Annotated in this window: 11 protein-coding genes; 3 read left to right on the forward strand and 8 right to left on the reverse strand. The window is 60.6% G+C overall.

The window, feature by feature from the left end; genetic code table 11:
- Window positions 1–16: 16 nt before the first annotated feature.
- From ACTJK7_RS13485 to ACTJK7_RS13510, 6 genes are all read right to left on the reverse strand, one after another.
- Entirely contained in the window at window positions 17–961 is a 945-nt protein-coding gene (locus ACTJK7_RS13485; protein ID WP_108561758.1) for a GNAT family N-acetyltransferase, read from the reverse strand.
- Window positions 961–2250, reverse strand: coding sequence for a phenylacetate--CoA ligase family protein (locus tag ACTJK7_RS13490; protein WP_108561760.1), 1290 nt, complete (start codon window positions 2248–2250; stop codon window positions 961–963). The genes ACTJK7_RS13485 and ACTJK7_RS13490 overlap by 1 nt, the downstream gene beginning before the upstream one ends.
- Window positions 2234–4684 carry an aldehyde dehydrogenase family protein gene (locus tag ACTJK7_RS13495; RefSeq protein WP_108561762.1) on the reverse strand — a complete coding sequence of 817 codons (2451 nt, stop codon included), beginning with the start codon at window positions 4682–4684 and terminating at the stop codon, window positions 2234–2236. Before ACTJK7_RS13495 ends, ACTJK7_RS13490 begins: the two co-directional genes overlap by 17 nt.
- 1 nt (window position 4685) lies before the next feature.
- Complete coding sequence (locus tag ACTJK7_RS13500) at window positions 4686–5816, reverse strand: LuxE/PaaK family acyltransferase (RefSeq protein WP_108561764.1); 1131 nt, start codon at window positions 5814–5816, stop codon at window positions 4686–4688.
- Window positions 5817–5831: 15 nt separating this feature from the next.
- The gene (locus ACTJK7_RS13505; protein ID WP_108561766.1) at window positions 5832–7079 is read right to left on the reverse strand and encodes an MdfA family multidrug efflux MFS transporter; all 1248 of its coding nucleotides are present in this window, start codon (window positions 7077–7079) and stop codon (window positions 5832–5834) included.
- A 260-nt stretch (window positions 7080–7339) separates the two neighbouring features.
- Window positions 7340–7477 (reverse strand): hypothetical protein, encoded by a 138-nt coding sequence (locus tag ACTJK7_RS13510; RefSeq protein WP_181457857.1) that lies wholly within the window; start codon window positions 7475–7477, stop codon window positions 7340–7342.
- A gap of 157 nt (window positions 7478–7634) precedes the next feature.
- Here ACTJK7_RS13510 and ACTJK7_RS13515 point away from each other — a divergent pair, with 157 nt between their 5' ends.
- Complete coding sequence (locus ACTJK7_RS13515) at window positions 7635–7823, forward strand: hypothetical protein (protein WP_007957552.1); 189 nt, start codon at window positions 7635–7637, stop codon at window positions 7821–7823.
- A gap of 18 nt (window positions 7824–7841) precedes the next feature.
- On the opposite strand, the gene ACTJK7_RS13520 is transcribed toward ACTJK7_RS13515, so the two are convergent.
- Entirely contained in the window at window positions 7842–8219 is a 378-nt protein-coding gene (locus ACTJK7_RS13520; RefSeq protein ID WP_108561768.1) for a fe2+ zn2+ uptake regulation protein, read from the reverse strand.
- A 294-nt stretch (window positions 8220–8513) separates the two neighbouring features.
- Between ACTJK7_RS13520 and pvdQ the strand changes: the two genes are divergently transcribed.
- On the forward strand, window positions 8514–10850 hold the full coding sequence (gene pvdQ / locus ACTJK7_RS13525) for a bifunctional acylase PvdQ (RefSeq protein ID WP_440779755.1): 2337 nt from the start codon (window positions 8514–8516) through the stop codon (window positions 10848–10850).
- A 62-nt stretch (window positions 10851–10912) separates the two neighbouring features.
- Here pvdQ and ACTJK7_RS13530 read toward each other — a convergent pair whose 3' ends face one another.
- Complete coding sequence (locus tag ACTJK7_RS13530; RefSeq protein ID WP_108561772.1) at window positions 10913–11914, reverse strand: FecR family protein; 1002 nt, start codon at window positions 11912–11914, stop codon at window positions 10913–10915.
- A 155-nt stretch (window positions 11915–12069) separates the two neighbouring features.
- On the opposite strand from ACTJK7_RS13530, the gene ACTJK7_RS13535 reads away from it, so the two are divergent.
- Complete coding sequence (locus ACTJK7_RS13535; RefSeq protein WP_108561774.1) at window positions 12070–12339, forward strand: PepSY domain-containing protein; 270 nt, start codon at window positions 12070–12072, stop codon at window positions 12337–12339.
- Window positions 12340–12373 lie beyond the last annotated feature (34 nt).

Below are 12373 nucleotides of genomic sequence, written 5' to 3' on the forward strand. Positions count from 1 at the left end.
GAGCGGGCCTTTTCGTTTATGGGCGGTTGCCGCAAATCTGAAAATCCGCAAGCGGGGCGATCCGTTGCTGCATGTCGTCATGCAGCCGCTGCATTTGCGGACAATGCAGTGTCAGTGATTTTGGCTGGAACCCTCTATGAAACAACGCCAGCCATCCCTCACCTTTGTCATCGGGCGCCAGTCCGCTGAACACGAAACCCGTCGTTGATAACCGGCGCCAGGCAGTGTCGAAACCCTGGGCCAGCCTGAGCCGGATCGATATCAGCCAATGGGTGGGCAGTTGCTGCAGCTGTTTGAGCAAGCTCTCATCCACTTCGCTGAAAACCCCGTCATATCGCCCCCAGCGCTGTTCCAGCTGCGCTGGAGCGCCGATCCACGGCGCCACGTTCAATTGCGTTCCGAACACGTCGCACAACTGCTGCATGAACTCCCGGCATTCGTCTGGCCAGGTCAAGGCCGGCAGCGGCCGCTGAAAGCCGTCGACAGGAACGTAACCCAGCACGAGCGATTCGGTCAGCACGCCGCCAAAGGGTGACGGTGCATGATCGGGCAACAAGCCGGTATTTTGAAAACCAAGGCGGGCGGCCATTTTTTGCGAATAGGGGTGATGGGTCACTTGCTTGATCGTGACACCCCGATAGCCAAGCGCCTGCGCATGCGTCAGCAAGCGTCGGCTCAGTTGCGTTGCAATGTTCTGGCCACGGTTCTGAGGATCCACCACGCTCAGCGCCAGTTCGGCGATGGATGATTGCTTGTCGAGAATCAACGTGGCGTGGCCCGCCACCTGATCGTTCGCCACCGCCACCAACGAGTGCCAGCGGCCGTCGGCATGGTTCTGGCTGATCATGCGGGGCAGGTAAACATGCGGCTGGGCGTAGTGGTCACCATAGATAGTTCTGAACAGGCGACTGACCGCCTGGGCGTCACTGGTGCGATATCCGCGCAGGGTGATCGTTTCCATCAGCAACGCTCCTGGCCGGAGCCGTTATAGATGCGCCGGTCCAGCACGCGCTGCCGTTTGCCGGAGCGTGGATGGCATACCAGTTCCTGAACCGTACAGCAGCGAATCCGCAACGCCATCAGGCGATCGGCGCTCAGTTGTTCGATCAACGGATAGTCTTCGATCAAGGCTCTGTGCAGCGTCTGTTCGGCTTCAGCGTTTGCCGGTGACAGGGCGTCCGGTGCCCAGTGCAGGCTGAGGATATCCATGGCGCCGTCCTGTTCGATCAGCAGTTGCCAATCGTCGCTGCCGGTAACGCGCCGCACGGTTTCGCCGATCGATTGCGGCAGCAGAGTCAGAATGCCCACGCGCACTCTTTGGCTGTCGGCGCAGCGGCCCATCAGCGCGAACTTGCGCCGGGGCGCGCCGCACGACTCTCGCCAGCACGCGCGATCACCGACGGGGTAGCGGATCAACGGCATCAACCGGCGCGTGAGGTTGGTCATCACCAGGCGTCCGACACGACCGCATTCTTCGATCGGTTCACCGGTCTGCTCGTCGAGAATTTCCAGCACTGCGTGACATTCGGGAACCCGATGTTCGCCGATGGCGCAGTCACGATGACTGGCACCGATGAATCCGGCGTCCACGCTGGCGTATCCGATCGAGGCTACGCCGGCGCTGGGGAAAACCCGCGCCAGCCGTTGCAACTGGGCGTCAAACAGGCTTTCACCGGCGTAGAGCAGGGCGGTGACGCCTGCCAGGAACCGGTCATGTTGCTCAAGCCACGCCGCGAAACTCAGCAGATGTGCCGGCAGACCCGCCAGCACGTTGATCCGGTGCCGGGCAATCGCATCGGCCAGGATGTTCGAGTCGACATGGCCGGTGAAGGGAAACTCGACGACCTCGGTTTGCACATGTGCCAGCGCATCGTGGGTGAAGATGAAGCTGGCATACAGATCACCGACAAAAAACAGGTTGGCGACCCGGTCTCCGGCGCTCAACCGGGCGCCGAGACTGCGGCCGAAGTCCGTTACCAGCGTCCGCCATTCCTCACGCCGGAACAGTGAAAACTTGCCGGCGCTGGTGGTGCCTCCGGTCTTGAAAACCAGTGCGTCATTCAGCGGTGCCGTCAGTACAGGCCACTGGTCGAGGTCATGACTGCCTTTCCAGTATTCCACGGGGTCGATCACCGGCAGTTGTTCCAGTGATGTGATCGGCTGGGGAAGTTCGGCGAAGTGACGCGCATAAAAACCGGAATGCTGTCGGGCAAACGTGACCAGCTCTTGCAGTTCAAACCGTGTGTTCATGTTCCGCTCCTTGCCTGTCTGCGCTGGGGCCAATGCCCCGGTTGTCGATCAGCAGAGGCGTCTTGCCGCTGTGCTTGTTGCGGGTGAACCGGTCGCTGCCGCAGACCTCCACTTCCACGCTAAGCAGCCCTGTCTGGATGAGCGTGGCCAAGGTCGGATAGTCCAGCAGGCGACGCTGTACATCATCAGGTTGCCGTGGGCAGCGAAAGCGCATGCGCTCCAGGCCGTCCGGGGCATGTTCGAGAATCAACTGAAATTCGGTCTGCAGATGCTCTGCCAATTGCGACAGGCAGATAAAATCCGTGCCGATGCGCATCAGCCTGCCATGACGTTGCAGCAGCTCGAAACGTGGCGTGGGCAGCCCGCACTCACACACACCGGGAATCCAGCGACCGCTGTCACCGACGTCGTAGCGCTGAATGTTCTGTCCTTCGCGCTCGATGGAAGTGAACACCAGACGCCCGGTTTCGCCGTCGGTCACCGGTCGATCAGCCTCGAATTCGACGATCTCCAGATGCTGGATATCGCTCATCAGATGAAACACGCCATCGCCGGTGGCGGGGCAGGCATGGCCGAGCGGTCCGGCGTCGACACTGCCGTAAATGGCCGAGCGGATCAGCCTGACGCCGCAGCTGCGCATCAGTGCGAGGCTTTGCTTGCCGGGGTGTTCGCCACCGAGGAAGACCTTTTCGATCCCGCCATAGGCACTCAGCCGTGCCTGCTCGTTGAGGAACAAACGATGCAGCGTGCTGGGCATGCCGACCAGTACGGTGACACGCTGATCGATGATCAACCGGGCGATCTCGCTGTAATCGTCATCGGCCGGCGCGCCCATCGGCAGGTGCGTGGCCCCCAGCATCTCCAGTACTTTGGAAAAACTGAAGAAACCGCCGTACAGCCCGCCGCTGAAGAACAGATTCATTACCCGGTCGCGTTTCGGATCAAGGCCCGCTGCGAACAGTCCGTCGGCGCTGGCGCGCATCTGTCGATCAAAATCGCGGTAGCTGTAACCGGCCAACGCCGGGGCGCCGCTGCTGCCGCCGGAGCGGAAATACAACCGCGCCGCCGGGTGGATGGGGCGGGTGATAAAGGCGTCTTTGCTCATGATCGGCAGATTGGCCACCGAGGGTGGTGTCGGCAGAGGATCGAGCGTGGCACGGGTTGCCAGCGCCGTGGCCGGCAGGCTGACCGATACGCGACGGCTCAGGCGCTGCAGCGCATACACGCCGTCGTGGGGTTCGCCTTCGTAGCCGTCGTGAATCGCTTGCACCGGAGTGATCCTCGTGACACCCGCGGCGATCAGTGTTTGAGCCAGTTCAGCCGTTTCGTGTTCTGTACACATCAGCCCGGCGCTTTGCAGTACGTTGCGCCAGGGCAACAGCTGCTCGCTGACCTGCGCCCGTGGCAGTGGCTTGAGCAACAGGCTGCGAAACAGCGGCGAGGGCGCAAGTTGCTGGTCGTGGGTCCAGATGACGCGCCAGTCCGGTGCCTGCCAGACCTGGCCGTTGACCTCGGAGAAGCTCTGGGCCAGTCGCGCCATCGCCGTGCGGGTGGTGATTTCCGAGGCCTCCTGAATCGAAGGCAGCAGGACCGGCCAGTGTCGGGATCGACGCTCGAATGCCTCGGCCAGGTCATCGCCGATGGCGCGCAGGATGTTTTCGTCGTTGCTGTCCACCAGCAGCCATTGCGGACTGGAACAGGCCTGCTGGTTCAGACGGCAGACTTCATCGGCCACGGCGTCCAGCGCTTCTGGCGTGACCGCTGCCGGCGTCAGGTAGATGAAGCTGATGCGATGGCCCCAGTCGATCCAGCGACAGCCGGGCGCCAGTTGCTGGCGGATCGCTTGGAGCGCGGATTCACCACCCCACGCGGAGACGCCGTTGGCCCGTCGGCACAATTGACCCATCTGTGCGGTGCCTGCCGGAATGACGGCGACATGTCCGGCAATCTGACCGGTCGAATCACTCTGTGCCAGTCCATGAAGCAATTGGGCCGTCAGCCCCTGATCGCTGCTGCTGGGACGCAACCAGTTGACGTTGCCGGCCAGCAGGCCTTCGATCACCGCGCAAAAGGCCAGCAACGGTGCGTTGCCGGGGGTGATGTGAACCACAAGTCCCAGCGGGCTCCAGCGTTCAAAGCGTAACGGGTGATAGTCGAGGCGACGCAGGCTGCCCGGTTGCTCGCCGAGTTCGCGCTCAAGCTTGCGCCGCAACGCATCCGGCTGGCAGAACTCGATCAGTGTCTGGCGTTGCTCGGGACCGATGGGCATTGCCATGCCCGGGTCTTGCAGACGCTCGGCAAAAGTGGCTGCTGCACCAAGCACGGTCGCTGTATCGAGCGCCTTGGCCAATCGTTGTGGCAAATCCAGGTCCAGCTCTTGCAGTGCGGCGTCGAGGGTGCAGTCGTCGTGAAGTTTTCCGTTGATCAGGTACATATCAGTGCGTCCCCAATAATTCAGAGGCAGCCATCGCGCAGCTTCGGCCGGCCGTGGTGGCCGCTCGGCCATGCAGTTCGAACCAGTCGGTGGATAGACCACAGCCACAGCTGGCGCCAGGATGCAGGGTGGCGAGATCGCTCATGACCACCGCGTGTGCCGGGCTTGATGAAATGTAGGGCGAGACAAAGCTCAGCAAGCCCTGACGCCCATAGGGCTGAACTGAAAAATCGGAGGGATGACGCACGAAAACCTTCGAATAGACCGGTACATGGAAATGATGGTGAGCACACTCGAGATACGGCACTGCATGCTCGACGGCGCCATAACCGTCACGACAGCGAGATATCTCGATGCCCAATTGGCGATGAATGCGTTCATACAGTTGCTGACGGGGAATTTCGTGTGCCATTTGGGTTTTCCAGCCGCCGCCAAACAGCGTCAGCGAGCCTTCTGCCAGTTGCAGGTTCGCCACCCCGGTGGCCTGCATGCGTTGCAGGGTCTGCCAGAGAAAGGCCGGGAAGCCGAAGATGCGCACCGGCAAGCCTTCTTCGGCGAAGGATTGCAAGGCGGCAATCACGCCGAAGCCGTCGAATTCATGTCCGCCGCCTGTGCGGCGCAGTGCGTAGGCCACGCGATTGACGGGCGCAAACCGGCACAGAAACTGATCGGTAAACGATGTGCCCAGGCTGATACTGCCTTCGGGTTCATAGCTCAGCAGCAGGTAATTGCATGGGGTGTGCGGGGTGTCCCAGTCATAGTGCCGGAAGATCTGCCCGACCATGTTCTGGGCCGCGCCCAGACTGCGCTGGTCATAACGCATGCGGCTTTTCTCGCCACTGGTCCCGGAAGAAGTGAGTTCCAGTGCGTCCACTCCGGTGGCACTGAGCAAGGGCTGTCGCTTGAAGAAACTGGCAAAAACGGGCGCAAGCCGAGACCAGTCATCAAGGTGCTCGAGGTCGTCCACGATCAAGCCATTGGCGTTCAGCCAGTGTTCGTAGCCGGGGGTGTGCTGGCTATGAAACCGGCTGATCTCGGCCATGGCCTGGTTAAACAGCCCGTCCGGCACGGAATCCGGGCAATAGGGTTGCGTCAACGCGCAGAGCGCGTCGCTGTAGGGGAAAGGGTTCATCATGCGTCCTTGGCGTTATGTTGAAGAAGCGGAGTCTGTCGGGACGTTTGGCAGAAACCGGTACAGCAGAGGCAGGCTGAGCAGGCCGCCCAGCGCCGCCCAAATGGCGAAGGATTCGAGGCGGGTACCGCCGCCAATGGCGGCAATCAATGAACCGCCGACACCCATCACCGCAATCGAAATCATGCCGATCGAGGCAGAAACCAGGCCTTTGCTGTCATCGCTGGAAAACAGTGCCAGGCGGTACAGCGCGGCGTTGCTCATGCCCAGTCCCACGGCATACAGCGCAAGGCCGGTCATCAATCCGGCAAGGGAAAGGCTGGTCAGTGCCGCGGCGATCAATGTCAGCAAACCCAGGCAGAATGGCCAGAGCGCCAGACGAATCAATTGCGGCAGATCCCGCGAAGCCAGCAATCGATCTAGGATCAGATTGCCGACAATGACCGCCGAGAACACGGGAATCTGCCACAGCGCGTATTCGCGAGTAGTCAGGCCCAGCAACTGGACGAGCAACAGCGGCGCCAGTCCGATCCAGGCAATCAGTGGCAGGCTCATCAGCCCGAGAGCCAGGCAGATGCCGACGAACCGGTGATTGCGCAGCAGTGCGAGATAACGGCTGCTCAGCTGGCCGAACGAGAATGGGATCGGCGCTTGTTGGCCGCCGTCGTGACGGACAACGCCGATCGTCTCCGGCATGCAGGCATACAGCCCGATCCAGGTCAGTGTTGCGATCAGGCCCAGACCGAGGAACAGCTCGCGCCAGCTCAGCCATTCCAGCAGCAGGCTGCCGAGCAGTGGACCGAGCAGGGGCGAAAGCAGTGCGACATTACCCAGCAATGCCATCAGTCGCACCGCATCCGCCTCGCAGAAGACTTCCTGTAACGCGGGGTAGCTGACCGCCACGACAAATCCCAGGCCCATGCCTTGCAACAGTCGCAGGGCGTTGAACACTTCGATGCCGGGCGTGGCGACAGCCGCTGCACAGGTCACGCCGAACAACGCACAACCGGCCAGCAACAGCGGGCGTCGGCCGAACCGGTCGGACAACGGGCCGATCAGCCATTGCAGGCAGACCCCACCGATCAGATAGAGATTGAATGCGTTGGGGATATGAGCGGTATCGGCTCCAAGATCCTGAGTGACGTTCAGCATGGCCGGCATGACCATGTCGCTGGCCATATAGGTCAGCCATTCGAACAGCGTGATGGCGAGACAGAAACCGAGCGCCTGGAGTGGCGGGAGGGGGATGAGAGTTCTTTGCATGCGCTTTCACGATCGTCGAGAGGGAGCGCAAAGGGTAGGGAGGAGCAGGGAATGTTCCTACGCCATTGGTGTGACGGTCTATGACGCGGTTATGCGTGATGTTGCGGAGGGCGTTATTCCCGCTTGAACAGGCGAAATCCCCTACATCAGAAATCGCCGATCCATAAAAAAGCCCACATTCCTGTGGGCAATTTTCCTGACGCTAAAATCCGTTGTTGCATTTGAACGGATGGACGCTGGCATCCTTTCCGCGAGATGACTTAACGATGGTAGTAATAGCCCGGGCCAGGCGCATAGTGGCGATGATCGCCATGCCAGCCGCCGTGGGGGAAGATGATGCAGCCGCTCAGCGTCAGCAGTGCAAGGACAGGAATCAGCCAGGTGATTCGACGTAGCATTTCAAGGATCCTCATGGTTAACGCCGTTTGAAGCCAAAGCTCTTCATCGGCTGTAACATGAGACCCCGTTTACAGCGGCGCATCCCCGTCAAACGGTATGTGCATGGCATCAACGCCGATACAAACCCGATACATTCCAACGGTTCAGGAACCTGTAATGACCCATAAGCAACGCTTGATATATTCGATTCTGATCGCCGTCGCCGTACTGCTGATCATGCTCGGCCTGTCCTGGCTGCAAAACGCCGGCAAGCTCAGCGAGCAAACGTTCCAGTACATTGCCATTGGCGTGGCAGTGGTGGTGGTCGTGATCAACGGCGTGATGCGCCGCAAGGTCAAGCCCTGACGGCGTGTGCCGGGCGCGTCAATCGTTGTTGAGCACCGCAGCAGCCTGGGGATGGAGGCTGTAGCTCTTGTCGTCGTTGAACGTGATCACGCCTTCGGCGCACAGGCGCTTGAGCACTTCACGTACGCTGAGGAAGGACAATGGAATGTCCAGATCCAGCAACTGGCTGTGTACACCACGAACACCCAGGCGACGGTCTTCCTCGGCGGCGACCAGCAGGGTGTCGATGACTTTGAGGCGAATCAGGCTGGTGCGCAGGCCGAAACTCTTGAGCAGCAAACGGATGCGTTCGTTGCCGTGACGCTCGACCCGTTGCCCGAATACGTCGACGTGCGAACCCATGGGCGCTCCTTGTTGGGTCTGGCTACCTTCCGATGGTAGAGGTGGGTGGTACATGCGATTTCTCCTTTCAGAGCCTGATCAGGAAAGGTTTTTCGTGCTCTCTCTAAACAAGACGTTTCAGCTCGACAAATCATGAAGCGAAAAATGTAGAAAATTTGTCGTCGTTTCGTCTTTTCCCCGTGATTGCGGCACGAAACGGGTGTGTGACCGACTAAATTTTTTTCCCGCGGCTTCGTTTTCTGGACAGGCTCATTGCGCGTGACGCATGGGTGATTTCAGAGCGAGCCGGGTCCGACGTGTTCACGGTGGCGGGCGGTTCGCTCTTCGATTTTTCGATCAGGAGCGAGCGTGACTATTTCCAGGCAATTCACCGGACTGACCCTTGCCGGCCTGTTTCTCGGGCTGAGTCTGTCGGCGCAGGCCTTCAGCCCGTCCGTTCAGACCGGCGCGGATATCCGTCGCACAGGCTTTGGCGTACCGCACATTCGCGCGGAAAACGAACGCGGTCTCGGGTTCGGCATCGGTTACGCCTATGCGCAGGACAACCTGTGCCTGCTGGCCAACGAAATCGTGACAGTCAATGGCGAGCGGTCGCGGTACTTCGGGCCGGAGCAATTGACGGTCGAAGAACGCGAGAACCGCATCAGCGATGTGTTCTTCCAGTGGCTCAACACCCCGCAGGCCGTGAATGCCTTCTGGCAGGCGCAGCCGGTCGCAGTCCGTGATCTGGTGGAAGGTTATGCCGCCGGCTACAACCGTTACTTGGCCGAGCGTCGCCAGCAGGGGCTGCCGCAACAGTGCCAGGGTGAATGGGTACGCGATATCGCCGCCGAAGACCTGGTGAAGTTGACCCGTCGCTTGCTGGTCGAGGGCGGTGTCGGTCAGTTCGCCGAAGCCTTGGCAGGTGCTACACCCCCGCAGGCCACTGCGCAGATTGGAAACGATGCCCGGGCTTACCAACTGGCTGAAACGCGCCAGCAACGCTTCGCACTGGACCGCGGCAGCAACGCGGTGGCGGTGGGTAGCGAGCGCTCGTTCAATGGCCGCGGCATGTTGCTGGCCAACCCGCATTTCCCGTGGATCGGTGGCATGCGCTTCTATCAGATGCACCTGACCATTCCGGGCAAGCTCGATGTGATGGGCGCGGCGCTGCCGGGTCTGCCGATGATCAACATCGGTTTCAACCAGCACTTGGCCTGGACCCACACCGTCGACTCGTCCAAGCATTTCACCCTGTATCGCCTGCAACTCGATCCGAAGGATCCGACCCGTTACCTGCTCGACGGCCAGTCGTTGCCGCTGAGCAAACAGACCGTCACGGTGCAGGTCAAACAGGCGGACGGCCAGGTCGTGCCGGTTTCCCGTGACGTCTACAGCTCACAGTTCGGCCCGATCGTGCAGTGGCCCGGCAAGCTCGACTGGGACAACCAGTACGCCTATAGCCTGCGCGATGCGAACCTGGACAACGACCGGGTGCTGAAGCAGTGGTACGCCATGAATCGCGCCGGCAGTCTCAAGGATCTGCAGGATTCGGTGCACACGATCCAGGGCATCCCGTGGGTCAACACCCTGGCGGTGGATGACAAAGGCCAGACGCTGTACATGAACCTGTCGGTGGTACCAAACGTCAGTACCGACAAACTGGCCAAGTGCAGCGACCCGCGCGCCGGTCTGGAAATGATCGTGCTCGATGGTTCCAACAGCGCTTGCGCCTGGGACATCGACCCGCAAGCCGCGCAAAAGGGCATCTACGCGTCCAGCCAACTACCGCAGCTGTTGCGCAAGGACTTCGTCCAGCACTCCAACGACTCGGCCTGGCTGGCCAACCCGGCGCAACCGCTGACCGGTTTCTCGCCGCTGATCAGTCAGGACGGTCAGCCTCTGGGCCTGCGCTCGCGCTTTGCGCTGGATCGTCTGGCGACCCTGAGCAAGAAAGGCCAGGTGTCGGTGCAGGACCTGCAACACATGGTGATGGACGATCAGGTGTTCCTGGCGACTCAGGTAGTACCGGATCTGTTGAAGTTCTGCGCTTCCCAGTCTGAAGCCGCGTTGAAATCGGTGTGCAGCAGCCTGAAAGCGTGGGACGGCCGGGCGAATCTGGAGTCGGGCGTTGGCCTGGTGTATTTCCAGAGCATCATGCAAGCGATGCAGCAATCGCCGCAGGCCTGGCGCGTGGCATTCGATCCGAAGGATGCGCAACACACACCGCGCGGGCTGGCTATTGAAAAGCCGGAAGTGGCCAAGGCATTGCGCGAGGCAATGCTGGCGTCGGCCGCGACGGCCGCCAAAATGGGCCTGACCAAGAAAACCCGTTGGGGCGATGTGCAGGTGGTCAGCAGTGGCGGTCAGCAAACGCCGATCCACGGTGGTCCCGGAACGCTGGGCATTTACAACGCCATTCAGAGCGTGCCCCGTGAAGATGGCAGGCTCGAAGTGGTCAGCGGCACCAGTTACCTGCAAGTCGTGACGTTCGATGACAAAGGGCCGCATGCCCAGGGTCTGCTGGCGTTCTCGCTGTCCAGCGATCCGGCGTCGAAATATTCTCGTGACCAGACCGAGGCCTTCTCGAAAAAACAGTGGAGCGTTTTGCCATTCACCGAGCAGCAGATCAAGGCCGATCCGCAGTATCAGGTGCAGACCGTACGCGATGAGCTGGAAAAAACGGGGAAAGTGGCGGCGCAGTAAACAGCTGTTCAACTCGTCTACAGCCGCTAAAGCAGAAGGCCGCTCCCTCACGGGAACGGCCTTCAGTTTTTTGGCGGCTGTTGCGGCATCGGATTGATGACCGGGTTGCCGTCCTTGTTGCGGGTCAGGAAGACCGGCAAGACTTTGGGCAGGGTACTGGCGAAGCTGTTCAGTTCCTTGATGTTGTAGATCCCGCCGACCCGGATCGAGCCGGTCGAGTTGTCGGCGAGCATCAGGGGTTTGTCCAGATAGCGATTGATCTGCGGCAACGCTTCGTTCAGCGACAGGTTGTCGAGCACCAGTCTGCCGCTGCGCCAGGCCAGCGAATTATCGTTGGCGTAGGTCTGACTGATTTGCGGCATGTCGTCGCCGTGCTTGTAGCGAGCCTGCATCGAGGGGCCCAGGCGCAAGCCGTCGCCGCTCAGGCGGGCGTTGCTGGTGACCAGCACGGAGCCCTCAATCAGGTTCACCTTGACCTGATCCTCATACATCCAGACGTTGAAGCGGGTGCCGGTGACGCGAATCCTGCCTTCGGCCGCCCTGACGATGAAGGGGTGGCCAAGGTCATGGCTGACTTCGAAGAACGCCTCACCCTTTTTCAGCGTGACGCGACGCTCGTCCTTGTAATTGCTGTAGGTCAGCTCGGTGTTGAGGTTCAGCTCGACCTGACTGCCATCGCCCAGGGTGACATGGCGGACATTGTCGGTCGCTGCAAAATGCTGATAGCTGTTGGGGAGCCAGCCGAGGTTCCATCCGGCCCAAGCGGCCAGCGGCAATGCCAGGGCACAGACCGAAGCCCCCACTGCGTACCGGCGCCATGAGCTGGCGGGTTGGCGAATCGGCACGACCGGTGCGGGTTCCGGGCGCGGCAAGTGCTCGGCCACCTCCCAGATTTCCAGCATCGCCTCATACTCGAACGCGTGAAGCGGGTGCGCATCACGCCATTGTTCGAACGCCTGGCGCTCTTCAGCAGTGCAGTCGACGGCATGCAGACGCATGCACCAATGCGCGGCGGCATCGGTGATCGCATCGTATTCGGCTTCCGAGAGGGTGTTCTGGGTCATTGACTCATCCTGATTTCGCGCATTCTAACCTTCAGGGGAAGGTGCCGAGAACATCGTCATGGCATTTACCCATCAAAACGTGGAACTTTTTTGCGCGCAGGCGCCCCAAAAAACCAGGACTTGCCCGTGAACAGTATCTACAAATGGAGTGAAAAATGATCAAACGAACCCTCGCCGCTTGCGTCGCGACTGCCAGTCTTCTGAGCGCCGGAGCAGCCCTGGCCGACCGCCCGGGCGCTGGATGGATCACCATTGAAAAAGCCATCGAGATCGTGAAAACCAAGGCCGGTTATGTCGAAGTCTACGAAATCGGGGCCGACAACGACGGTTATTGGAAAGGGGAAGGGCGCAAGGCCGATGGCGTTGTGTACGAATTCCGTATCGATGGGGCTTCGGGCAATGTGCTGCGGGATCAGAAGGACTGATTCGGCTCCCAAAGGCATTAAATGCGCAGGTGTT

This window comes from Pseudomonas sp. 22085, assembly GCF_052045815.1.
In the GTDB taxonomy this organism is placed as follows: Bacteria; Pseudomonadota; Gammaproteobacteria; order Pseudomonadales; family Pseudomonadaceae; genus Aquipseudomonas; species Aquipseudomonas glycinae.

Bases quoted from the DNA above. Each gene is read 5' to 3' on its own strand.
- ACTJK7_RS13520 (WP_108561768.1), bottom strand. From the start codon at position 8,219: ATGTACCACCCACCTCTACCATCGGAAGGTAGCCAGACCCAACAAGGA.
- ACTJK7_RS13490 (WP_108561760.1), bottom strand. From the start codon at position 2,250: ATGAACACACGGTTTGAACTGCAAGAGCTGGTCACGTTTGCCCGACAG.
- ACTJK7_RS13495 (WP_108561762.1), bottom strand. From the start codon at position 4,684: ATGTACCTGATCAACGGAAAACTTCACGACGACTGCACCCTCGACGCC.
- ACTJK7_RS13535 (WP_108561774.1), top strand. From the start codon at position 12,070: ATGATCAAACGAACCCTCGCCGCTTGCGTCGCGACTGCCAGTCTTCTG.
- ACTJK7_RS13530 (WP_108561772.1), bottom strand. From the start codon at position 11,914: ATGACCCAGAACACCCTCTCGGAAGCCGAATACGATGCGATCACCGAT.
- ACTJK7_RS13485 (WP_108561758.1), bottom strand. From the start codon at position 961: ATGGAAACGATCACCCTGCGCGGATATCGCACCAGTGACGCCCAGGCG.
- ACTJK7_RS13505 (WP_108561766.1), bottom strand. From the start codon at position 7,079: ATGCAAAGAACTCTCATCCCCCTCCCGCCACTCCAGGCGCTCGGTTTC.
- ACTJK7_RS13500 (WP_108561764.1), bottom strand. From the start codon at position 5,816: ATGAACCCTTTCCCCTACAGCGACGCGCTCTGCGCGTTGACGCAACCC.
- ACTJK7_RS13515 (WP_007957552.1), top strand. From the start codon at position 7,635: ATGACCCATAAGCAACGCTTGATATATTCGATTCTGATCGCCGTCGCC.
- ACTJK7_RS13510 (WP_181457857.1), bottom strand. From the start codon at position 7,477: ATGCTACGTCGAATCACCTGGCTGATTCCTGTCCTTGCACTGCTGACG.